At 69.5% G+C, this 21,494-nt stretch carries 22 protein-coding genes; 20 read left to right on the forward strand and 2 right to left on the reverse strand.

Annotation, left to right across the window (positions count from 1 at the left end; genetic code table 11):
* The first annotated feature begins 108 nt into the window (after window positions 1-108).
* From ffh to SACMADRAFT_RS06660, 4 genes are all read left to right on the forward strand, one after another.
* A complete protein-coding gene (gene ffh, locus SACMADRAFT_RS06645; protein ID WP_009153022.1) occupies window positions 109-1,653 on the forward strand; it encodes a signal recognition particle protein in 1,545 nt (514 codons plus the stop codon).
* Window positions 1,654-1,665: 12 nt separating this feature from the next.
* The gene (locus tag SACMADRAFT_RS06650; protein WP_009153023.1) at window positions 1,666-2,730 is read left to right on the forward strand and encodes an amidohydrolase family protein; all 1,065 of its coding nucleotides are present in this window, start codon (window positions 1,666-1,668) and stop codon (window positions 2,728-2,730) included.
* A gap of 80 nt (window positions 2,731-2,810) precedes the next feature.
* Window positions 2,811-3,557 carry a CPBP family intramembrane glutamic endopeptidase gene (locus tag SACMADRAFT_RS06655; protein WP_009153024.1) on the forward strand — a complete coding sequence of 249 codons (747 nt, stop codon included), beginning with the start codon at window positions 2,811-2,813 and terminating at the stop codon, window positions 3,555-3,557.
* Between the two features lie 101 nt (window positions 3,558-3,658).
* Window positions 3,659-4,426, forward strand: a complete 768-nt coding sequence (locus SACMADRAFT_RS06660) for a CPBP family intramembrane glutamic endopeptidase (protein WP_050998069.1) — start codon at window positions 3,659-3,661, stop codon at window positions 4,424-4,426.
* A 2-nt stretch (window positions 4,427-4,428) separates the two neighbouring features.
* Here the strand turns inward: SACMADRAFT_RS06660 and SACMADRAFT_RS06665 are convergent, their stop codons facing one another.
* Window positions 4,429-5,199, reverse strand: a complete 771-nt coding sequence (locus SACMADRAFT_RS06665) for a sulfite exporter TauE/SafE family protein (RefSeq protein WP_009153026.1) — start codon at window positions 5,197-5,199, stop codon at window positions 4,429-4,431.
* Window positions 5,200-5,509: 310 nt separating this feature from the next.
* Here SACMADRAFT_RS06665 and rpsP point away from each other — a divergent pair, with 310 nt between their 5' ends.
* The 13 genes from rpsP to SACMADRAFT_RS06730 all read left to right on the forward strand — a co-directional run bounded on the left by rpsP (window position 5,510) and on the right by SACMADRAFT_RS06730 (window position 16,705).
* Window positions 5,510-6,001: a 30S ribosomal protein S16 gene (gene rpsP, locus SACMADRAFT_RS06670; protein ID WP_009153027.1), complete on the forward strand. Its 492-nt coding sequence runs from the start codon at window positions 5,510-5,512 to the stop codon at window positions 5,999-6,001.
* On the forward strand, window positions 5,998-6,237 hold the full coding sequence (locus tag SACMADRAFT_RS06675; protein ID WP_009153028.1) for an RNA-binding protein: 240 nt from the start codon (window positions 5,998-6,000) through the stop codon (window positions 6,235-6,237). The genes rpsP and SACMADRAFT_RS06675 overlap by 4 nt, the downstream gene beginning before the upstream one ends.
* 10 nt (window positions 6,238-6,247) lie before the next feature.
* Window positions 6,248-6,760, forward strand: a complete 513-nt coding sequence (gene rimM / locus SACMADRAFT_RS06680) for a ribosome maturation factor RimM (RefSeq protein WP_009153029.1) — start codon at window positions 6,248-6,250, stop codon at window positions 6,758-6,760.
* Window positions 6,760-7,521 (forward strand): tRNA (guanosine(37)-N1)-methyltransferase TrmD, encoded by a 762-nt coding sequence (gene trmD, locus SACMADRAFT_RS06685; protein ID WP_009153030.1) that lies wholly within the window; start codon window positions 6,760-6,762, stop codon window positions 7,519-7,521. Before rimM ends, trmD begins: the two co-directional genes overlap by 1 nt.
* Before the next feature lie 122 nt (window positions 7,522-7,643).
* Window positions 7,644-8,003, forward strand: coding sequence for a 50S ribosomal protein L19 (rplS, locus tag SACMADRAFT_RS06690; RefSeq protein WP_009153031.1), 360 nt, complete (start codon window positions 7,644-7,646; stop codon window positions 8,001-8,003).
* A gap of 31 nt (window positions 8,004-8,034) precedes the next feature.
* Window positions 8,035-9,012 (forward strand): signal peptidase I, encoded by a 978-nt coding sequence (lepB, locus tag SACMADRAFT_RS06695; protein WP_009153032.1) that lies wholly within the window; start codon window positions 8,035-8,037, stop codon window positions 9,010-9,012.
* A 5-nt stretch (window positions 9,013-9,017) separates the two neighbouring features.
* A complete protein-coding gene (locus tag SACMADRAFT_RS06700; protein ID WP_009153033.1) occupies window positions 9,018-9,827 on the forward strand; it encodes a ribonuclease HII in 810 nt (269 codons plus the stop codon).
* Window positions 9,824-10,147: a DUF2469 domain-containing protein gene (locus SACMADRAFT_RS06705; protein WP_009153034.1), complete on the forward strand. Its 324-nt coding sequence runs from the start codon at window positions 9,824-9,826 to the stop codon at window positions 10,145-10,147. Before SACMADRAFT_RS06700 ends, SACMADRAFT_RS06705 begins: the two co-directional genes overlap by 4 nt.
* Window positions 10,148-10,460: 313 nt before the next feature.
* On the forward strand, window positions 10,461-10,862 hold the full coding sequence (locus SACMADRAFT_RS06710) for a YraN family protein (protein WP_009153035.1): 402 nt from the start codon (window positions 10,461-10,463) through the stop codon (window positions 10,860-10,862).
* Complete coding sequence (locus SACMADRAFT_RS06715) at window positions 10,862-12,373, forward strand: YifB family Mg chelatase-like AAA ATPase (RefSeq protein ID WP_009153036.1); 1,512 nt, start codon at window positions 10,862-10,864, stop codon at window positions 12,371-12,373. The genes SACMADRAFT_RS06710 and SACMADRAFT_RS06715 overlap by 1 nt, the downstream gene beginning before the upstream one ends.
* Before the next feature lie 371 nt (window positions 12,374-12,744).
* Window positions 12,745-13,938: a DNA-processing protein DprA gene (gene dprA, locus SACMADRAFT_RS06720; RefSeq protein ID WP_009153037.1), complete on the forward strand. Its 1,194-nt coding sequence runs from the start codon at window positions 12,745-12,747 to the stop codon at window positions 13,936-13,938.
* 867 nt (window positions 13,939-14,805) lie between these two features.
* Window positions 14,806-15,816, forward strand: coding sequence for a tyrosine recombinase XerC (locus tag SACMADRAFT_RS06725; protein ID WP_083840847.1), 1,011 nt, complete (start codon window positions 14,806-14,808; stop codon window positions 15,814-15,816).
* On the forward strand, window positions 15,788-16,705 hold the full coding sequence (locus SACMADRAFT_RS06730; RefSeq protein WP_009153039.1) for a FliA/WhiG family RNA polymerase sigma factor: 918 nt from the start codon (window positions 15,788-15,790) through the stop codon (window positions 16,703-16,705). Before SACMADRAFT_RS06725 ends, SACMADRAFT_RS06730 begins: the two co-directional genes overlap by 29 nt.
* Before the next feature lie 1,170 nt (window positions 16,706-17,875).
* Here the strand turns inward: SACMADRAFT_RS06730 and SACMADRAFT_RS30770 are convergent.
* Entirely contained in the window at window positions 17,876-18,262 is a 387-nt protein-coding gene (locus SACMADRAFT_RS30770) for a murein hydrolase activator EnvC family protein (RefSeq protein ID WP_232285552.1), read from the reverse strand.
* Window positions 18,263-18,944: 682 nt separating this feature from the next.
* On the opposite strand from SACMADRAFT_RS30770, the gene rpsB reads away from it, so the two are divergent.
* The 3 genes from rpsB (at window position 18,945) to pyrH (ending at window position 21,492) form a co-directional block, all read left to right on the forward strand.
* On the forward strand, window positions 18,945-19,775 hold the full coding sequence (rpsB, locus tag SACMADRAFT_RS06740) for a 30S ribosomal protein S2 (protein ID WP_009153041.1): 831 nt from the start codon (window positions 18,945-18,947) through the stop codon (window positions 19,773-19,775).
* A gap of 50 nt (window positions 19,776-19,825) precedes the next feature.
* Complete coding sequence (tsf, locus tag SACMADRAFT_RS06745) at window positions 19,826-20,641, forward strand: translation elongation factor Ts (protein WP_009153042.1); 816 nt, start codon at window positions 19,826-19,828, stop codon at window positions 20,639-20,641.
* Window positions 20,642-20,742: 101 nt separating this feature from the next.
* Window positions 20,743-21,492: a UMP kinase gene (gene pyrH / locus SACMADRAFT_RS06750; RefSeq protein WP_009153043.1), complete on the forward strand. Its 750-nt coding sequence runs from the start codon at window positions 20,743-20,745 to the stop codon at window positions 21,490-21,492.
* Window positions 21,493-21,494 lie beyond the last annotated feature (2 nt).

A 21,494-nucleotide genomic window follows, 5' to 3' on the forward strand; every position in this document is an offset into this window, starting at 1 on the left:
CACACACCGGCCGGGCGGACCGGCGGGCGGCCAAGGTCGTCTACCCTGGAATGTCGTCGGCCCCGCGAGCCGGCCGAGAACCCACCGACCCGCTGGAGCGTGCATCCCGTGTTCGACACACTCTCCGATCGGCTCACGTCGGTCCTGCAGAACCTGCGCGGCAAGGGCAAGCTCTCCGACGCGGACATCGACGCGACGGCGAGAGAGATCCGGATCGCTCTGCTCGAGGCCGACGTCGCCCTGCCGGTGGTGCGGGCCTTCATCGGGCACGTCAAGGAGCGCGCGAAGGGTGCCGAGGTATCGGAGGCGCTCAACCCCGCACAGCAGGTCGTCAAGATCGTCAACGAGGAACTCGTCGCGATCCTCGGCGGTGAGACCCGCAGGCTGAACCTCGCCAAGAACCCGCCGACGGTCATCATGCTCGCCGGTCTGCAGGGCTCCGGTAAGACCACGCTCGCGGGCAAGCTCGCGCTGTGGTTGAAGAAGCAGGGCCACGCACCGCTGCTGGTGGCCTGCGACCTGCAGCGGCCCAACGCGGTGACCCAGCTCCAGGTCGTCGGGGAGCGGGCCGGAGTACCGACGTTCGCTCCGGAGCCTGGCAACGGGGTCGGTGACCCCGTCGACGTGGCCCGCCGCTCCGTCGACGAGGCCAAGCGCGCCCAGCACGACGTGGTGGTCGTCGACACCGCGGGTCGCCTCGGCGTGGACGAGGAGATGATGCGGCAGGCCGCCGACATCAGGGACGTCGTACAGCCGGACGAAACGCTGTTCGTGGTGGACGCCATGATCGGGCAGGACGCCGTCACCACGGCGGAGGCGTTCCGCGACGGCGTCGGGTTCTCCGGAGTCGTGCTCACCAAGCTCGACGGTGACGCCCGTGGCGGTGCGGCGCTCTCGGTGCGGCACGTCACCGGTCAGCCGATCCTGTTCGCCTCCAACGGGGAGAAGTTGGAGGACTTCGACGTCTTCCACCCCGACCGCATGGCCAGTCGCATCCTCGGGATGGGCGACGTGCTCACCCTGATCGAGCAGGCAGAGCAGGCGTTCGACCAGGAGAAGGCCGAGGAGGCGGCCGCCAAACTCGGCACGGGCGAGCTGACGCTGGAGGACTTCCTCGAACAGATGCTGGCCGTGCGCAAGATGGGGCCGATCGGCAACCTGCTCGGCATGCTGCCCGGTGCCGGGCAGATGAAGGACCAGCTCGCCCAGGTCGACGACGCGCACCTGGACCGGCTACAGGCGATCATCCGGGGGATGACCCCCGAGGAGCGGGCCAACCCGAAGATGATCAACGCCTCGCGCAGGCAGCGGATCGCCCGCGGTTCGGGCGTCGCCGTGCGCGACGTCAACGACCTGGTGAACCGCTTCTTCGAGGCCCGCAAGATGATGCAGCAGATGGCGGGCCGGTTCGGCTTCGGCGGCGGTCCCGGCGGTGGCAAGAAGAACCGCAAGGGCAAGAAGGGCAAGAAGGGCAAGGGGCGCGGTCCCACGCAGCCCAAGGTGCGTGGTGGCTTCCCCGGCGGCATGCCGGGCGGGTTCCCTCCGGCGGCAGGCGGCGCTGGCATGCCGGACCTGTCCCAACTCGGCGGCGGCCTCAACGACCTTCCGCCCGGCTTCGACCCCGCGAAGCTGAAGCTGCCGAAGAAGAAGTAGCCGAGGTCGCAGATGTACCACCTGCGTGGCACGGTGCTGCCCGAGGGCGAGGAACGCGACGTCTGGATCACCGAAGGGCGGATTTCGTTCACACCCGTGGAGCCGGCCGAGTCGCTCGCCGGGGCGTTCCTGCTGCCCGGCCTGGTCGATGCCCACTGTCATCCCGGTATCGGGGTCGGCGGGCCGACGACGCTCGAGGAGGCCATCGAGCAGGCGCTGACCGACCGTGACGCCGGGACGCTGCTGATCCGTGACTGCGGGCTGCCGATCGACGCAGGGCCGCTGCAACGCAGGCACGACCTGCCGCGGATCATCCGCGCCGGGCGGCACCTGTCGCTTCCCAAGCGCTACGTCCCCGGACTCGGCATCGACCTGGACTCACCGGACGACCTGCCCGCGGCAGTCGCCGAGCAGGCCGCGGCCGGGGACGGCTGGGTGAAACTCGTCGGCGACTGGATCGACCGTGCCGTGGGCGACCTGGCGCCGTTGTGGCCCGACGACGTGTTGGCCGAGGCGGTGCGCGTCGCGCACGACGCGGGCGCCCGGGTGACGGCGCACGTGTTCGGTGAGTCGGCGCTGCCCGGGCTGATCGGCGCCGGGATCGACTGCCTCGAGCACGGCACCGGTCTTTCGGGTGAACTGCTGGGTGAGTTGGCTCGCACCGGCACCGCGCTGGTGCCCACGCTCATCAACATCGAGAACTTCCCCCGCATCGCGGACCAGGCGGCGAAGTACCCCACCTACGCGGCGCACATGCGAGCCCTGCACGCCGGGGTGGACGACATGGTCGGCGCGGCGCTCGACGCGGGCGTGCCCGTGTACGCGGGCACCGACGCGGGAGGCATGGTGGACCACGGCAGGCTCGTGGACGAACTCGAGGCGCTGCACCGGGCAGGGATGAGCACGGAGCAGGCGCTGGCCTCGGGATGCTGGGCGGCCCGCGACTGGCTCGGCCATCCCGGGATCACCGACGGCGCACCCGCTGACCTGCTCGTCTTCGACTCCGATCCCCGGCAGGATCTCGACGTGCTCCGCAGTCCCCTGCATATCGTGCTGCGGGGAACCGTGATCAAGTGACGCCGCGTGCGGTCACTTATGGTGGCGTTGGGGGCCGGTGACGGCTGGTCACCGGTCGCGACGACACAGCGGGAGGCCTGGTGCAGCGCGAGGGCGACGACCGGCCGGTGCCGCCGGTAAGAACCGGTCTTGTGCTCGGCGCCCACTGGGGGATGCTGGCCTTCGTGCTCGCGCTCGGCGGGTACTACGCGGTCTCGCTGCTGCTTTCCGCGCTGGCGACGATCGACGCCGCTGACCCGACTGGAATCCGGCTGCCGCAGTTGGGGCCGCTGGTGCTGCTCGCGTTCGTGCCGAACGTGCTGCTCGGGCTCGTTCCCTGGCTCGGTTCGTTGCGCTGGGGCAACGGCGTGCGGGCCGACTTCGGGCTGCTGCCCACCGGCCGCGACCTCAAGGTCGGGCTTGCCTGCGGTGGTTTCGCGCTGCTCGCCGGTTACGTGCTCAATTTGATACTGCTGCAGATCTACGGCAGTGAGCGGATGGCGGGACCGTTGATCGAGGTCTTTCGCGGCATTTCCGCCGATATCGGCTGGCTGGTGGTGGCCGCGATCATCGTGGTCGTCGGCGCACCGCTGACGGAGGAGTTGCTCTTTCGTGGCGCACTGTGGAACGGACTGGCGCACTACCGCATTCCGAACTGGGTGATCCTGCTGCTCACCGCGCTGCTGTTCGCGCAGTTGCACGGCGAGCCGACCCGCACAGTCGCCCTGATCGCCCAGGGCGTGGCCATCGGGTCGGCGAGGTTCATCACCGGGCGGGTGGGTGCGAGCGTGGTGGCGCACGCGACGAACAACCTGCCCGCCGCGCTTTTTCTGCTCATTGGGTCGTAACCGACCGTGCGCGGCCAGTAAGCTCGGCTGGCCTACGGTATTCCCGGTGTCCGGTATACGGGGGAAGGATCGGCGTGACGTCACCGAATTCGCCAGAACCGGTGCCAGCCGTCGAACCGACCACGTCCGCCCCGCAGGGTCACGCGGTGCCCGAGTACCCGTCGCACCGATGGGGCTTCGGTGCGTTCCTGCTGGTGGAAGCCGTGCTGCTGGCGACAGCGGCGTTCGTCGGGGTCTTCCTCGGCAGGGGATCGCTGGCTTCACTGCCGGTGGGGGACGTGCTCGTCGGCACGATGCTGCCCACGCTGTTCGCCGCGCTGGCGGCGCTGGCGATCACGAAGCTGAGAGGCAACGGCCCAGTCGTCGATCTGCGGCTGTCGTGGCGTTGGGACGACGTGCGGATCGGGTTGAAGTTCGGCGTGCTGGGTGTGGTGTGCACGACCGTCGGCGTGCTCGTCTGGACCGAGGTGGTCGGCGAGCACAACGCCACGTCCGCGATCAGCGCGCTGGTGCACGACAAACCGATGTCGGTCTCCGCGGCGATCGCGATGTTCACCTACCTGTGGCTGCTCGGCCCGGTCTGTGAGGAGATCATCTACCGGGGTCTGCTGTGGGGCGCGACCGAGCGGCTTGAGTGGGGTAAGGAGAAGTGGGGCAGGCTGGCGGCGTTCGTGCTCTCCACGGCCGTGTTCGCGGTGAGCCATCTCGAGCCGCTGCGCACCTCGCTGCTGCTGGTGATCGCGATACCGATCGGACTCGCGCGACTGGTCACCGGCAGGCTGCTGAGCAGCATCGTGGCACACCAGATGAACAACTTCCTGCCCGCCCTGGCGATCCTGCTCACCACGCTCGGAGTCGTGAGCGCGTAGCCCTACGGGGCCGTGGCCGAGAACCACAGGTGCGCGGCGAGGCCGAACCCGGCCAGCGCGATGGTGATCCGCAACGGCCGCTCCGGCAACCGTCGCACCGCGGCGGGTCCCAGCCACGAGCCCAGCAGCGCCCCGACGCCGAGGACGGCGGCGGCGAGCCAGTCGACGGGTGCGAGGAAGGCGTAGGCGAGCGCCGCTGTCGCGTTGGCCGCGCCGATGGCCAGGTTCTTCACGGCGTTGGTCACCGGCAGCGGTTCGGTCACCGACACCGAAAGCACGGCGAGCATCAGCACTCCGGCGCCCGCGCCGAAGTAGCCCCCGTACACGGCGACCAGCGCCACAGCCACGGCCGACGGCACCGCCGAGCCGCCCTGCCTTCCCGCCGACCTCGCTCTGTCGGCGGCATCGCGTACCCGGTCCCTGAACAGCAGCAGCCCCGAGCCCAGTGCGATCAGCCACGGCACGATCAGCTCGAACGCCGAGGCGGGGGTGGTCAGCAGCAGCACGGCACCGGCCGAACCGCCCAGCACGGCCAGGCCGAGCAGCCTGCCGAGCCGCGCGCGTTGTCCTCGCAGTTCGGCGCGCGACCCGGCGGCGGAGCCTGCCGCGGTGGACAGCAGCGCCACGGTGTTCGTCACGTTCGCCGCGATGGGCGGCAAGCCCGCGGCGAGCAGGGCGGGGTAGCTGAACAGCGAGGCCAGACCGGCCATGGAGCCGGCAAGACCCGCTGCCACGCCCGCCAGCGCCAGCAGGCTCGTGGAGGTGAGGGTCAACCCGTGCTCCTCGCGGGTGGCACGGTGGTGAACCGCCTCCGGCGATGTGGGTCGGGTGTCCGGTTGCCAGCCACGGGGTCAGCCTATGGAGGTAGGGTTAGGGCGCCCGTCACATCGAGCTACCCGGCCACCAGCACTCCCCGGCAACGGTCATGCCGGGCGGTCTGGCAAAATGGTGGCTTGCCCGCTCCGGTCCGGGCCCTCTCACCGTGCCGGGGCGACACCCATACCTGCGGGCACTCGGATCCGGCTCCCCACTCGGATCGTGTCCCGACCCGAGTACCGAGAAACGACAGGAGTACCCACACCCGTGGCTGTCAAGATCAAGCTGCAGCGCCTCGGCAAGATTCGCGCGCCCTACTACCGCATCGTCGTCGCGGACGCGCGCACCCGCCGGGACGGCAAGGCCATCGAGACCATCGGCAAGTACCACCCGAAGGAGAACCCGAGCTTCATCGAGGTCGACTCCGAGCGGGCGCAGTACTGGCTGAGCGTCGGGGCGCAGCCCACCGAGCCGGTGCAGCGCATCCTCGAGGTCACCGGCGACTGGCAGAAGCACAAGGGACTGCCCGGCGCGGAGGGCAAGCTGCGCAGGCCCGAACCCAAGCCGTCCAAGCAGGACCTGTTCAACGCCGCGCTGGCAGCCGCCAACGAGGAGCCTGCCGCCGAGGCCACCACACCGAAGAAGCGCGGTGGCGGTAAGAAGGCCGACGCCGACAAGCCCGCGCAGCCGCAGTCCGGCAGCGACGACAAGGCCGAGGGTGAGAAGGCCGAGGGCGAGAAGAAGGCCGACGAGGCGTGAGTTTCCTGGCCGACTCGCTCGAACACCTGGTGCGCGGCATCGTCGACAACCCCGACGACGTGCGCGTCGAGCTGATCACCACACGCCGAGGCCGAACTCTCGAGGTGCACGTGCACCCGGACGACCTCGGCAAGGTGATCGGTCGCGGAGGTCGCACCGCCACGGCGCTGCGCACCGTGATGGGGTCCGTCGGCGGGCGGGGAGTCCGCGTCGACGTGATCGACACCGACCGCTGAGCGCGGCACCGTGCAGGTCGTGGTCGGCCGGGTCGCGAAGGCGCACGGTCTTCACGGGGAACTGGCCGTGGACGTGCGCACAGACTCGCCGCGGGAACGGTTCGCGCAGGGCAAGGTGTTGCTCGCCAGCCTGCGGGACGGTGTGACGAAACGGGTTACCGTGGCAGCCGTCCGCCCACACGGCGGGCGGCTGCTTGTGCGCTTCGCCGAGGCGCAGGGCCGCACCGCGGCCGAGGAGTTGCGCGGCGCGATGCTGCTGGTCGACACCGCCGACCTGCCACAGATCGAGGACCCGGACGAGTTCTACGACCACGAACTCGAGGGCCTGCGTGCCGAGCTGACCGACGGCACGGTGATCGGCACCGTGCGCGAGGTCATTCACTCGCCCGGGGGTGAGTTGCTCGCCGTCGATCGCGACGACCACGAGGCCCTGGTGCCGTTCGTGGCGGCGATCGTGGTGCTGGTGGACGTCACCGGAGGCAGGGTCGTGATCGATCCGCCGGAAGGGCTGCTGGACTCCTGATGCGGATCGACGTCGTCACGATCTTTCCCGAGTACCTGCAGCCGCTGCGTGCGGCTCTGTTGGGCAGAGCGATCGAACGCGGGCTCATCGAGGTCGGGGTGCACGACCTGCGCGAGTGGACCTACGACGTGCACAGGGCGGTGGACGACGCCCCGTACGGCGGCGGTCCCGGCATGGTGATGAAGCCACAGGTGTGGGGCGAGGCCCTCGACGCGGTGTGCTCGACGGACAGCAGGCTCGTCGTGCCGACGCCTGCGGGCCGTCCGTTCACGCAGGAGCTCGCGCGCAGCTACGCCGGGCAGCCGCACCTGGTGTTCGCCTGCGGCCGCTACGAGGGCATCGACCAGCGGGTCATCGACGACGCCGCCCGCCGGATGCCGGTGGACGAGGTGTCCATCGGCGACTACGTGCTGGTCGGCGGTGAGGCCGCGGTGCTGGTCATCGTCGAGGCCGTCGTGCGGTTGCTGCCCGGTGTGCTCGGCAATCCGGTGTCGGCCGAGCAGGACTCGTTCTCCGACGGGCTGCTCGAAGGTCCCAGCTACACCCGACCGGAGGTGTGGCGCGGGCTGGCGGTGCCGGAGGTGCTGCGCTCGGGCAACCACGCCTTGATCGATCGGTGGCGAAGGGACAAGGCGCTGGAGCGTACCTTCGAACGCCGCCCCGACCTGCTGGAACGACTCCCGGAAGGTAGCCTGGACAGCGCGGACCACGCCGTGCTCGACCGCCTTCGCGGGGAGCCCGGTGACCCCGCATCGGGCTGATCTGCCATACTTGACCGGTTGGCGCGACGTGATCATGCGCCGAGCTCCTGGGCCGCCCGCTGTCAGGTACGGTCGCGCGCCCGGATCGATGTGAAGCCACACAAGGACGAGGACGGACACCGATGAACACCCTGGATGCGTTGGACGCCCACTCGCTGCGTTCCGACATTCCGCACTTCCGCCCGGGCGACACGCTGAAGGTTCACGTCCGAGTTATCGAGGGCAATCGCGAGCGCAACCAGGTCTTCCACGGCGTCGTCATTCGTCGCCAGGGCGGAGGCATCCGCGAGACCTTCACCGTCCGCAAGATGTCCTTCGGCGTGGGAGTCGAGCGCACCTTCCCGGTGCATTCGCCGAACATTGCCAAGATCGAGGTGGACAAGCGCGGCGACGTCCGCAGGGCGAAGCTGTACTACCTGCGCGACCTTCGCGGCAAGGCCGCCAAGATCAAGGAGCGCAGGGAGCGGTCCTCCGCGTCCTGAAGTAATCGCCCGGTTACCGTAGCCTGACGTCGTGGTCGAACCTGTGCCTTCAAACGCCGCCGAAGACGAGCCGCAGCGCCCCGAGGACAACGATCCACAGGGGCGTTCGGACAGCTCCGGTTCGGCGCGATCCGCGTCCGGTGACGAGTCCGGGGAAACCAGTCCCTCCGAGGCAGAGGCGCGCTGGCAGCGAAAGCAGAAGAAGCAGCGTTCCTTTTGGAAGGAACTGCCGATTCTGATCGTCATCGCGCTCGTGCTGGCGTTCCTGATCCAACAGTTCCTCGCCCGCGTCTACATGATTCCGTCGGGTTCGATGGAGCAGACGTTGCACGGCTGTGCTGGCTGCACGCCCGACCGGATACTGGTCGACAAGGTCACCTACGACTTCGGTGAGCCTTCGCCTGGCGACGTCGTGGTGTTCCGCGGCCCGGACGCGTGGCTGGAGAACGACGCGCCCGCTCAGTCCTCGGGCAATGCGGTGGCCCGGTTCCTGCAGAGCATCGGTTCCGCCTTCGGGCTCGCCCCACCTGACGAACGTGACTTCGTCAAACGAGTCATCGCCACCGGCGGGCAGACCGTGGAGTGTTGCGACGACCGCAACCGAGTGACAGTGGACGGTCAGCCGTTGGACGAGCCCTACATCTACTGGCAGGGCGAGTCGGTTCAGCGCGAGTTCGGGCCGGTGACCGTGCCTAAGGGCACCGTCTGGGTGATGGGCGACAACCGCAACAACTCCTCCGACTCCCGTTACCAGGGCGGCGGTGGCGAGCGTGGTGCCGTGCCGGTCGAGAACATCATCGGCAAGGCGAGGCTCATCGTGTTGCCGCCTTCCCGGTGGGGGGTCGTCAGCGACCACAACCCGCAACAGCAACAGGCCGCCGCGCTGGAGGCTTCCCCGTGGCAGCAGGGCCTGCCACTGGGAGCGGGTGCGTTGGCGGCGTGGCCTACCCTGGCGCTTGGCAGGCGCGCGGGCGCGCGATTGCACGGGATGGTCACACGAAGGCGGTAACCGCAGTGAGCGCTGGTTCCACGAGCGTTCCGCGTCCACCGCGCGCCGTGATCCGCGGCGACACCTCGTGGGCACTGCAAGCCGCGCTGGTCCGCCGCGGGCTCGGCCCGGTGGCGGGTGTGGACGAGGCCGGGCGTGGTGCCTGCGCCGGTCCACTCGTGGTGGCCGCTTGCGTGTTGCGGCCGGGTGACGGGGCCCGGCTGCCCGAGCTGACCGATTCCAAGCTGCTCACGCCAGCGGCACGCGAGCGGGTCTACGAGCAGGTGATCCGGCGCGCGCTCGACCATTCCGTCGTGGTGATCTCGCCGGCCGAGGTGGATGCGCGCGGCATCCATGTGATGAACATCGAAGGGATGCGCCGCGCGGTGGCGAAGCTGTCCTCGGCGCCGGGTTACGTGCTCCTCGACGGCTTCCGGGTCCCGGGACTGCCGGCACCGAGCCTGCCGGTGATCAAGGGCGACCGTGCGGCGGCCTGTGTGGCGGCGGCGTCGGTGCTGGCCAAGGTGACCAGGGACCGCATCATGACCGCATTGCACGACGAGCACCCGGTGTACGGCTTCGACGTGCACAAGGGCTACACGACCGAGGAACACGGCGCAGCGCTGACCGAGCACGGACCCAGTGAGGTGCACCGCTGGTCGTATGCCAACGTCGCCAAGGCCGCGGCAAGGCATGGTGCCTGCCCCCCTCGCGACGTCATGCTCAGCGCGGCGGCGTTGCACGCGAGCGTGCCGGTACGTGCCAGGAACACCCGAGTGAGCGAGAATGGAGCTTCCGCCGACAACGGCTTGCGAGGAGGGGCTCGGATTTCATGAGCGCAGAGGATCTCGAGAAGTACGAGACCGAGATGGAACTGTCGCTGTATCGCGAGTACCGCGACATTGTCAGCCAGTTCTCGTACGTCGTGGAGACCGAGCGGCGGTTCTACCTCGCCAACGCCGTGGACGTGCAGGTGCGTGACAGCGGCGGCGAGGTGTACTTCGAAGTGCGGATGTCCGACGCGTGGGTCTGGGACATGTATCGCCCGGCCCGTTTTGTGAAGAACGTTCGAGTTATCACGTTCAAAGACGTCAACGTCGAAGAGCTGGACAAGCCGGAACTGCGGCTCCCCGAGGACGGTCCGTTCGGAGGCTGAGCGTTCAGCCCGACCGCGAGCCTGCTGAACGGCCTGCACCAGCTCAGTGCGGGCGACCCGGCGATCGCCCAAGCCACAGCACCCCACCGAGCGGCCCGCTGGGGGAGCTGATCTGTTGATCGGTACCGGGTCGGACCGGTAACGGGTCCGGATTTTACCTTGATCAGCCGTGGCTGGAGCCGGGTTTCTTGCTGGCCCCGCCGGGTTGTCCACAACACCGCTGTTGTCCACAGGGCGGCGATGTCGGCGTGGCCCGAGCTACCGGCGCGCTGGCAGCGTCGGTAGGCGAAGGACGAACGGCGGAACCCGGGGGGTGAAGTGGGTGACCAGCGTTGTGCGGGTGGTCCGCACTACGGATCGGCCATCGCGGCTGGCGTTGGGTCGCACCGGCGAGGAGTTGGCTTCGGAGCACCTGCGTGGGCAGGGGCTCACCGTGCTCAGTCGCAACTGGCGTTGCCGGGAAGGCGAGCTGGATGTCATCGCCACCGATGGCGAACGGTTGATCGTGTGCGAGGTGAAGACGCGGTCCGGTCGGCGCTTCGGCGCTCCGGAGGAGGCTGTCACCGAGGACAAGCAGGCACGCATCCGCAGGCTCGCGGGCCGGTGGCTGGCGACCTACCGGGTCGCGTGGTGCCCGGTGCGCTTCGACGTGATCGCCGTCGACTGCGCACCCGGTGCCACACCACAGGTGCGGCATATCGTGGGAGCGTTCTGATGGCACTGGCACGTGCCTGGTCCGTCGCGTTGCTGGGAATCGACGGCAGGTTGGTCGAGATCGAGGCCGACATCGGGGCGGGCATGCCAGGCACGAAGCTGGTCGGCCTTCCAGATACAGGACTGAGGGAAGCCAAGGACCGGGTACGGGCGGCTGTGCGCAACAGCGGCCAGAAGTGGCCGGACAGCGCTGTCACGCTCGGGTTGTCGCCCGCCAACCTGCCGAAGGTCGGCTCCGGCTACGACCTCGGCATCGCGGCGGCCGTGCTTGCCGCGTCCGGTTCGGTGCCCGCGACCAAGCTCATCGGGACGGTGCTCCTCGGCGAACTCGCGCTCGACGGGCGGGTGCGTCCGGTGCGAGGTGTGCTGCCCGCCCTGCTGGCCGCACGCGGTGCGGGCTACCGGCGTGCTGTCGTCTCCGCCGACTCACTCGGTGAAGGAGCCCTGGTCGACGGAATCGAGGTACTCGGGGCGGGGCGGCTGCTGGAGGTGGTCGAGTGGCTGAAGGACGAGCGGGTGCTGGTGCCCGCTGAAGCGCCGACGGCTCCCGAGGTTGCCGAGGTCGCGGATCTCGCCGACGTGGTCGGCCAGCCCGAGGCTCGGTGGGCACTGGAGGTGGCGGCCGCGGGCGGTCACCACCTGCTCATGGTCGGCTTACCGGGGATCGGCAAGACCATGCTCGCCAAGCGGTTGCCCGGGTTGCTGCCGCCCCTTTCCGACGAGGAGTCGCTGGAGGTCACAGCGGTGCACTCCGTTGAGGGGTCACTGCATTCGGATTCCCCGCTGGTGCGTGTTCCGCCGTTCGTCGCGCCGCACCATTCGATCTCGATGGCCGCGCTCGTGGGCGGCGGCAGCGGTCTGGCGATGCCCGGAGCCATCAGCAGGGCCCACCGAGGCGTGCTGTTTCTGGATGAGGCGGCCGAGTTCAGCGGCGAACGGCTGGAGGCACTGCGTACGGTGCTGGAGGAGTGCGAGGTCAGGATCGCTCGGGCACGTGGTGTGGTCCGCTACCCGGCGTCCTTTCAGCTGGTTCTGGCGACCAACCCGTGCCCGTGTGCGCCCCCTCGCGAGACGGACTGCTCGTGTTCACCGATGGCACGGCGCCGCTATCTGGGCAGGCTCTCCGGCCCCTTGCTCGACCGGGTCGACCTGCGGGTGCGGATGCGGCCGATCACGGCGATGCGGGTGCATGACGACACCGAGCCGGAGAGCACCGAACAGGTTCGGACTCGGGTGATGCGGGCTCGACAGCGCGCCGCCGAACGCTGGGCGGAGCACGGATGGCGCACCAACTCGCAGGTCCCCGGGCCGATGCTGCGCAAGGAATTCGCACTGCCTTGCAGGGTTACCGCGCTGCTGGATCGCGGCCTCGACCGCGGCGCCATCACAGCCAGGGGAGCCGACCGGTGCCTGCGGATCGCGTGGACCCTTGCCGATCTTGCCGGTTCGCCCTGCCCGGACGCCGACCACGTCGCCGCGGCACTGGAGTTCCGTGACCGCAGGGCCGCGTGAGCGGGCCGACGTAGGTGACAGAGCCTGTCGGCGCCGCCGAGGCGCACGGCAGGAGATGGAGGGTTGCGCCCGGCCTAACACGGGCCTCGGCGGCCGGAGTGGGATCGCCGGGCGGGTGCGCGGCAACGCCGACCGGCTCGTCGACGGCTGTGCGCGGGCGGTGCCGAGCTGGTGTGCGTGGCCGGTTGAGCGAGCGCTTCCGGCTCCGGTGCTCTGCTGCGCTGTCGGCAGGGACCGGGCGTTTGCCGGGACCAGGGCACGGCGCGGGCTCAACTGACATGCAGGGATGACATCGCCGGATGCGTCGGCGGCCGGCGCCGGCACGAGCAGGTGTTACGCGGGCAGGGAAGTCGTGGAGGAGTTGAGTGGTCATGTGCGAAGCACAGCGGCAGGCGGCCGGGTACGCCGAATGGTCGGGTGAGCGGCTGGCGCGCGCCTACCTGCTCCGCGTCGCCGAGCCTCCGGCCCCGGCACTGGTGCGGTTTGTCGCTGACCGGGGCCCGGTCCGGGCCGCGGAGCTGGTTCGGCGCGGTGATGTGCCCGATGCCGTGGCGTGCGAGACCCGCGCGCGCAAAGAGTTGGAGCTGGCCGAGCGCGATCTGCGGCAGGCGGCGGAGATCGGCGCAAGGCTGGTGACCCCTGAGGACGACGAGTGGCCCGCATGGCCGCTGCTGTGCCTCGATGTCGCCACCGGGCGGGGGCAACGCGGCGTCGCCCCGCCGATCGGCCTGTGGGTTCGTGGTGGCGGCAACTTGGACGCCATGCTGTCCGAGGCGGTGGCCGTCGTGGGGGCTCGTGCGGCGACGCAGTACGGCGAGCAGGTAGCGGCCGAACTCGGCTACGCGCTGGCCGAAGCAGGCCATTCGGTGGTTTCGGGCGCGGCCTACGGAATCGACGGAGCCGCCCATCGCGGGACGCTCGCGGCGGGGGGTGAGACCTTGGCCGTGCTCGGCTGTGGTCTGGATGCAGGCTATCCGGCTGGGCACGTGAGCTTGCTGAACCGGGTTGCCGAGCGAGGGGCAGTGCTGACGGAATACCCACCCGGCACCGCACCGGCGCGCCACCGGTTCCTGGTGCGTAACCGGCTCATCGCTGCCCTGTCGGCGGGAACGGTAGTGGTCGAGGCGGGCAGCCGCAGTGGTGCCAGGAACACCGCCGCCACCGCAGGTGCGCTTGGCAAGGTGGTCATGGCCGTGCCCGGCCCCGTGGGATCGGCACTGTCGGTGGGATGCCACGAGCTGATCAGGGACTCCCACGCCACCCTGGTGGCGTCCGCCGCCGACGTCCTGGAGACCGTGGGAAAGCTCGGCACGGTGGCCAAACGCGACACCGGGGTCGGGAACCGGCCTACCGACGGGCTCGACGCGGAAGGCCTTCGCGTGCACGACGCGCTCGCCGACCGTACCGGCAAAGCGCCCGAGCAGATCGCCACGGAGTCGGGAGTACCGCTTTCCCGGGTACGGGCCCTGCTGCCACAACTGGAGCTGGACGGACTCGCCGTGCGCAGCGAAAGCGGTTGGCGTCGAGTCAAATCGGCACCGGGGCGCGGCAGCGGAGGCCGTTAGCCGTCCTACGGCGACGGGAGTAACCGTGGCTCGCTCACGGCAGGACCGACGGCGCGGCCCCACTGTCCGCCCGCGTGGCTGTACCTAGCTGCTCCGGCCTGCGCTGACGACGGTGGGGGGAGCGGGTTCGGCTCGCCACTTGCGGGGCCTGACGCCACTGCTGCGACCTTCAGGACGCTTGGTCGTGGTGTGGGGTGTGGGTGCTTGGTCGTGGTGGGGTGCGGTGCTGTGCTGTGGGTGCTCCGTCGTGGTGGGGTGTGGTGCTGTGGTGCTCCGTCGTGGTGCGCGGTGACGCGATGCGTGGTGGGGGTGCCCCGCGTGTAGGTCCGGTGTGGGCTCGCGCGGTGTGGTGCGTGGTGCGAGCTGCCTGGTGTGGGCGCGCGGTGTGGACCGCGGTGGGTGCCGTGCGTGGTACCTGGTGTGGGCGCGCAGGGGTGCGGTGTGTGGTACTGGGTGTGGGTGGGCGGTGCGTCGTGCCTCGCGTGGGCGCGGTGTGGACGCGCGGTGGGTGCGGTGCGTGGTGCGGGTCGCCGTTGTGTGGCGCGGGTGCACGGTGTGGGTGCCCGGTCCGCCGTGCCCGATGTGCCATGCGTGGTGCTCCTGCGGTGCGTCGGTGCGATGTGGGCGGCAGGCGTGTGTGCACGGTGTGGTGGGCGGCTTGCGGTGCGCGGGGTCGCCGCCTGGCTCGCGAGCCATGGACGCTGATGCCGGCGAGAGTCACCGACGTGTGGCGCAGCGTTCGCGAATCCGGCGCCGGGGGAGCATGCCGCTGGGGCAAAGCCGCGGCCCTATGTCGGTGATCTCGACCTGAGTGTGCCGGTGTGGCGATGCTTGACCAGCGCGACCGCGTGCCTCAGCGTCATTGGCATGACGTCATCAGGTCGTCGCACACCGTCAACGCGCGCGACACGTGTGCGTGGAACTGGTGACAACCCCGTGCGCACGCGAATTGCGCTGCCTGCCGAAGCGGCGGCCCTGGTGGCGGCCTACGAACGGCATCTGCAGCTTGAGCGTGGCCTTTCCCCACATACGGTCCGGGCGTACGTGGGCGATGTCGTCTCGCTGCTCGGTTTTCTGTACCGCGCAGGCGACGAGGTCTCCTGCCAACTCACCGACCTCGACGTCGGCGTGTTGCGGGCGTGGTTGGCCGACCAACGTAGCGCGGGCCGCAGCCGCAGCACGCTGGCGCGCCGCGCGGCTTCGGCGCGCACGTTCACGGCATGGGCGTACCGCAGGGGAGAACTCGACTCCGATCCCGGCGCCAGACTCGTCGCTCCGAGAGCGCATCGCACTCTGCCGGGACTGCTTCGCCCGCAGCAGGCGAACAACCTGCTGCGGGCGTCCGAATCCGGGGCGGCGGAGCAAGATCCGATCGCGCTGCGTGATCATGCCTTGCTCGAGTTGCTGTACGCCACAGGTGTGCGAGTCTCAGAACTGTGCGGACTCGATCTGGACGACGTCGACTTCGACCGCAGGGTGGTCCGCGTGTTGGGAAAGGGGAGCAAAGAGAGAATGGTGCCGTTCGGGCAACCCGCGGAACGCGCGCTTCGGACGTGGCTGAAGAACGGGCGTGGCCTGCTGGCGACCGAGTCGTCGGGGGCCGCACTCTTTCTCGGTGCCAAGGGCAGGCGGGTGGGCCCAAGGACGGTGAGGCGGGTGGTGCACTCCGCTGTGGCGGCCGTGCCGGGGGCTGCCGACATCGGGCCGCACGGCTTGCGGCACTCCGCGGCGACGCATCTCCTCGAAGGCGGCGCCGATCTTCGCAGCGTTCAGGAACTGCTTGGTCACGCTACGCTAGCTACGACGCAGCTCTACACCCACGTGACCGTCGAGCGGCTGAAGGCGATCCATGACCGAACCCACCCCCGTGCCCAATGACGTCGGTGGAGATTCGGCTGACCCGGAACGTGCGCGGTCGCGTTCCGACGGGGACGGTCGCGCCTTGAACTCGCAACTCACCAGGCAGGCCGCCGACACCGCCAGCGGTTCGTCCGACGGTGCCGCCGAGGGCGACACAACCATCGACTCGCTGTGGCGGCAGTTCGTCAACTGCCCGAACCAGCGGATTCGCGACCGGCTGGTGTTGCATTACGCCCCGCTGGTCAAATATGTGGCGGGCCGGGTCGGTACGGGCCTGCCCAACCACGTCGACGTCGCGGACCTGATCCAGTCCGGGATCTTCGGGCTCGTCGACGCGATCGAGAAGTTCGACCCCGACCGGGGCCTGCGGTTCGAGACCTACGCCATGCAGCGCATCCGCGGTGCCATCCTGGACGACCTGCGTGCCCAGGACTGGGTTCCCCGGGTCGTCCGCAGCCGCGCCCGCGAAGTCGAACGCGCATTCGACCGGCTGGGCGCACGGCTGCACCGCACACCGACCGATGCCGAGGTGGCGGCAGAACTTGGCATCACCCTGCAGGAGTTGCGCGACTTGTACGGCCAGCTGCGGCTGACCAGCGTCGTGGCCCTCGACGACCTGGTCGGAGCAGGTAGGGAGACCGGTTCGCCCGTAGACGCGCTGCCGGACGCCGACGCGGTCGACCCCGCCGCGGTGCTGGAGGACCGGGACAACCGCAGGCAGCTCGCCGAAGCGATCGCGCAGCTCAACGAACGCGACCGGATCGTCGTCAGCCTCTACTACTTCGAAAGCCTCACCCTCGCCGAGATCGGGAAGGTGCTTGGTGTCACGGAGTCGCGCGTGAGTCAGCTGCACACCCGAGCCGTGCTCAGACTGCGTGCCAAGCTCGGCGAGCAAGCCAACGCCTGAGCGGGAACCCAGACTCCGGCGCTAGCGAGCACCAGACTCCGGCGCTGCGGCGCCGCCAGGAGCAGCCTGCACCAGCGTTGCATACACATTGCCCGCACGGAGCGCAGCGCACGTGGTCGGGGACTGGGCTCAGGCTCGCAGGGGTCTGTGCTGGTGTAGGCAGGTCCAGGTCCAGGTCCAGGTCCAGGTCCAGGTCCAGGTCCAGGTCCAGGTCCAGGTCCAGGTCCGGGTCCGGGTCCGGGTCGGGTAGGGGTCGGGTTGGGTGTTCACCTCCAGGTGTGGGGTTGTCGTGTTCAACGGATGCGGCTCCCGAGAAGGCAGCGCACCTGTGTGGGGCGCGAGGCTGTGTCCGATACGCGGCGTGCGCCCCGGAGCGCCTCGTCTTGGTCCGGAACGTGGTGGCCGTGTCAGGGCGCGGTGGCTCGGGGCCTGACCCGGGCCGCTGTCACGCCTGGGGAGGCCGCGTGGCGCGTGTTGTGGCTGCGGTCTTCCTATCGCCGATCGGGCCTGCTGGGGGCTTGATTCGGGCGGTTGTTGTGTGTGTGGCGGTCCTCAACGGTGACATCGGTGACGTGGTGTGCGACGGGCGGTTTGTTGTGTGGTGAGGTCGCGCGCGATGCGTCGGCTGAGTGTGGTCTTCGTGGGGGGTGGGTGGCTCGGGGTCTGACCGGGCTGGTGTCACGCCTGGGGAGGTCGCGTGCGGCGCGTGTTGTGGCTGCGGTCTTCCCCTTGCCGATCGGGCTGCTGGGGTTCTTTCCCGGGGCGGTCGTTGTGCGGGAGGTCGCGGGCAGATCTTGTCTTGTGGTTGCGGTTTCGTATCGTCGATGGGCCTGCTGGGGGGCTTGATTCGGGCGGTTGTGTGTGTGGAGGTCGTCGGGCGATATGTGCTGGTCTGCGCGCGCGGGGCGGGGCGCACTTCGAGACGTTCGCGATAAGTGGCCAGGGCGTGCTGGTCTGCGCGCGCGGGGCGGGGCGGCTCGGTGCCTGACCCGGTCTGCCGTTACGCCTGGGGAGGCCGCCGGGCGATGCGTTCCCGGCCGCGGTCCTCGTATCGCAACAGCGCGGGTCCTGAATTCGACGCCGCGGGTCGACCACGGGATGCGGGTTGACCACCCGGATGCGGGGCGCCACGGGGCGCGGGTCGGGTCGCACGGGATCACGCCCTTCGGGTCAACGGTGCCACGGTTTGAGGCGCAGCGTCGGGCTCGCCAACACGAGGTGCAGCGGGTCGAGGTACTCCTCGCCACGGCGCAGCCCCCAGTGCAGGCATGCGGCAACCTGCTCGGGGCAACCATCGTGCCCCGCGACGACCGTGCCCACGGGTTGGCCCGCCGTCACCCGGTCGCCTGCGGCCACTGTGGGCAACAGCGGTTGGTACGTGGTGCGTAGCCCGCCTGCGTGGTCGACGGAGACAACCCCGCGTCCCGCCACCGTGCCCGCGAACACGACAGTGCCGTCCGCCGCCGCGAGCACCTGCTGCCCGACGGCCGCGGCCAGGTCCACACCCCGATGCCCCGCGGCGTAGGGGTGCGGCAGCTCGTCGAAACCGCGCGTCACCGGGGGTGGAGGCCACAGTGGCCACTGCCGGCGCGCCCGCGCCGCCTCGCCGGGCGGTGGCCGAGCGGGTCGCTTCGGTAGCGCCAGGTGCGTGACGGGCGGCGAGCCGCTGCGTCCAGGATTCACCACGTCCGCCGTCCGCTGCCGGTCGTGCGGTTGGACTGCCGCCCGTGGTGTCGTCACGGCCCGTGCGGGCAACGAAGCCGCTGACAGGGCCAGGCAAGCAAGCAGGGCGGCGAGTAGCGCAGGCAGTGGGCCGCGCTCGGTTGTTCGAGGAGATCCGGGCATGGACCCACGGTGGCGTGGCAGGGGTCGGGGTGGGGGAGGAATGTGTGGGGCTGTGGACAACCGGGTCGGAAATCGAGGGATGTGGACAGCACGACCCGGCCGGGTGCCGCCGGTTAGAGCGGCGAAAGGGGTGCGGCGTACACTCATGTACGCGGTCTGTGTGCGCACAGACTGACTTCGCGTGTACGTGTGCGTTCCGCCCAGCCTCGGCATTCGAGGGTAGGGGCAACGGAACGGACGGCGCTCGGCGGTCCCGCGGTCGGCAGGTACGGCAACGGGTCCGAGTGTCGACACGGCACCAGGGCGGCTGGCCACCCGGGCAGTCGCGACAACCGGCCCCGCGTGCCGGGCAGGCGCTCGACACGCTCAACACAGAAGAGGTGCGGATCCGGCCATGGCCGTCGTCACCATGAAGCAGTTGCTCGATTCCGGCGTGCACTTCGGGCACCAGACTCGGCGCTGGAACCCGAAGATGAAGCGCTACATCCTCACCGAGCGCAACGGCATCTACATCATCGACCTGCAGCAGACCCTCTCCTACATCGACCGCGCGTTCGAGTTCGTCAAGGAGACGGTCGCGCACGGTGGCACGATCCTGTTCGTCGGCACGAAGAAGCAGGCGCAGGAGGCCATCGCCAACGAGGCGTTGCGCGTGGGCATGCCGTTCGTCAACCAGCGTTGGCTCGGCGGAATGCTGACGAACTTCCAGACCGTGCACAGGCGCCTGCAGCGGCTGAAGGAACTGGAGTCGCAGGAGCAGACCGGCGGTTTCCAAGGCCTGACCAAGCGCGAGATCCTCACCCTCACCCGCGAGAAGGACAAGCTGGAGAAGACCCTCGGCGGGATCAGGGACATGGCCAAGGTGCCGAGCGCGGTGTGGATCGTGGACACCAAGAAGGAACACATCGCGGTCGGCGAGGCTCGCAAGCTCAACATCCCCGTGGTAGCGATCCTCGACACCAACTGCGACCCCGACGAGGTCGACTACCCGATCCCCGGCAACGACGACGCGATCCGCTCGGCGGCACTGCTGACGAAGGTCGTCGCCGAGGCCGCGGCCGCCGGTCTGATGGCTCGCTCCGGTCGCAACGGCGCCGCCCCCGAGGGCGAGGACAAGCCGCAGGCCACCGGTGTGGCAGCGGACGAGCCGCTGCCTGAGTGGGAGCAGGAACTGCTTGCGGGCTCCGACGCGGGCGCCTCCTCCGGGCAGCCGACGGCGTCCTGACCGAAGTCGACCACTTCACCACGGACCTCCGAAGGAACGGAACACGCACGATGGCGAACTACACCGCGGCAGACGTCAAGCGCCTCCGCGAGCTCACCGGCTCCGGCATGATGGACTGCAAGAAGGCGCTCGAGGAGAACGAGGGCGACTTCGACAAGGCTGTCGAGTACCTGCGCATCAAGGGTGCGAAGGACGTCGGCAAGCGCGCGGAGCGGGCGACCGCCGAGGGCCTCGTCGCCGGTGACGGCGGCGTGCTGATCGAGCTCAACTCCGAGACCGACTTCGTCGCCAAGAACGAGGAATTCGTCCAACTCGCCGACAGGATCGTCGAGGCGGCCAAGCAGGTGCGTCCCGCCGACGTCGAGCAGCTCAAGCTCGCCGAGGTCGACGGCAAGACCGTGAACGAGCTGATCCAGGAACTGTCCGCCAAGATCGGCGAGAAGCTGGAGCTGCGCCGAGTGGCGGTCTTCGACGGCAAGGTGAGCACCTACCTGCACCGTCGGGGTGCGGGGCTGCCTCCCGCGGTCGGCGTGCTGGTGGAGTACACCGGTGACGACGCCGACGCGGCCCGCAACGCCGCGCTGCAGGTGGCCGCGCTCAAGCCCCGCTATCTGACCAGGGACGACGTGCCCGCCGACGCGGTGGAGAACGAGCGGCGTATCGCCGAGCAGACCGCGCGGGAGGAGAACAAGCCCGAGCAGGCGCTGCCGAAGATCGTGGAAGGCAAGGTCAACGCGTTCTTCAAGGACGTGGTCCTACTCGAGCAGCCGTCGGTCACCGACAGCAAGAAGACGGTCAAGGCTCTGCTCGACGAGGCGGGTGTCACCGTGACCCGGTTCGTCCGCTTCGAGGTCGGCCAGCAGTAGACCGAGCACGGCGCATGTGCCCCGTCTCCCGCCAGTCCAGGAGGCGGGGCACAGTTGTGAGACACCGGAGCACACCAGCACGACAGTCGGCGGAGGCGAAGATGAACGAGGTCGGCGGCGGCAGGCTCGGTCGTGGCTACCGGCGGGTGCTGCTGAAACTCGGCGGCGAGATGTTCGGTGGTGGAGCGGTGGGGGTGGACCCCGACGTGGTGCATTCCGTCGCCGTGCAGATCGCCGATGTCGTGCGCACCGGCGTGCAGATGGCTGTCGTCATCGGCGGCGGCAACTACTTCCGGGGTGCCGAGCTGTCCCAGCGAGGCATGGATCGCGACCGGGCCGACTACATGGCCATGCTCGGCACGGTGATGAACTCCCTGGCATTGCAGGACTTCCTGGAGAAGGAGGGTGTGCCGACCCGCGTGCAGACGGCGATCACGATGGGGCAGGTCGCCGAGCCCTACATCCCGCGAAGGGCCGAGCGGCACCTCGAGAAGGGCCGTGTGGTGATCTTCGGCGCCGGCACCGGGATGCCCTACTTCTCCACGGACACCGCCGCCGCGCAACGGGCGTTGGAGATCGGCTGCGACGTCGTGCTGATGGCAAAGGCCGTGGACGGTGTCTACACCGCCGATCCCAAACGTGACCCCGGCGCGAAGCTGTTCGAAGAGATCAGCCACCGCGAGGTCCTCGAACAGGGACTCAAGGTCGCGGACGCCACGGCCTTCAGCCTGTGCATGGACAACAACATGCCGATCATCGTTTTCAACCTCCTCACCGAGGGCAACATCGCACGGGCGGTGAGTGGTGAGAGGATCGGCACACTCGTCAGTACACCCACACACCTGGAGTAGCC

The sequence above is a fragment of the Saccharomonospora marina XMU15 genome, from assembly GCF_000244955.1.
GTDB classification, from domain to species: domain Bacteria; phylum Actinomycetota; class Actinomycetes; order Mycobacteriales; family Pseudonocardiaceae; genus Saccharomonospora_A; species Saccharomonospora_A marina.

What these genes read in the sequence shown, in the direction of transcription:
- SACMADRAFT_RS06650 (WP_009153023.1), top strand. Translation starts at nt 1,666, where the DNA reads ATGTACCACCTGCGTGGCACGGTGCTGCCCGAGGGCGAGGAACGCGAC.
- trmD (WP_009153030.1), top strand. Translation starts at nt 6,760, where the DNA reads ATGCGGATCGACGTCGTCACGATCTTTCCCGAGTACCTGCAGCCGCTG.
- rplS (WP_009153031.1), top strand. Translation starts at nt 7,644, where the DNA reads ATGAACACCCTGGATGCGTTGGACGCCCACTCGCTGCGTTCCGACATT.
- SACMADRAFT_RS06705 (WP_009153034.1), top strand. Translation starts at nt 9,824, where the DNA reads ATGAGCGCAGAGGATCTCGAGAAGTACGAGACCGAGATGGAACTGTCG.
- SACMADRAFT_RS06715 (WP_009153036.1), top strand. Translation starts at nt 10,862, where the DNA reads ATGGCACTGGCACGTGCCTGGTCCGTCGCGTTGCTGGGAATCGACGGC.
- dprA (WP_009153037.1), top strand. Translation starts at nt 12,745, where the DNA reads ATGTGCGAAGCACAGCGGCAGGCGGCCGGGTACGCCGAATGGTCGGGT.
- SACMADRAFT_RS06725 (WP_083840847.1), top strand. Translation starts at nt 14,806, where the DNA reads ATGACGTCATCAGGTCGTCGCACACCGTCAACGCGCGCGACACGTGTG.
- SACMADRAFT_RS06730 (WP_009153039.1), top strand. Translation starts at nt 15,788, where the DNA reads ATGACCGAACCCACCCCCGTGCCCAATGACGTCGGTGGAGATTCGGCT.
- rpsB (WP_009153041.1), top strand. Translation starts at nt 18,945, where the DNA reads ATGGCCGTCGTCACCATGAAGCAGTTGCTCGATTCCGGCGTGCACTTC.
- tsf (WP_009153042.1), top strand. Translation starts at nt 19,826, where the DNA reads ATGGCGAACTACACCGCGGCAGACGTCAAGCGCCTCCGCGAGCTCACC.
- pyrH (WP_009153043.1), top strand. Translation starts at nt 20,743, where the DNA reads ATGAACGAGGTCGGCGGCGGCAGGCTCGGTCGTGGCTACCGGCGGGTG.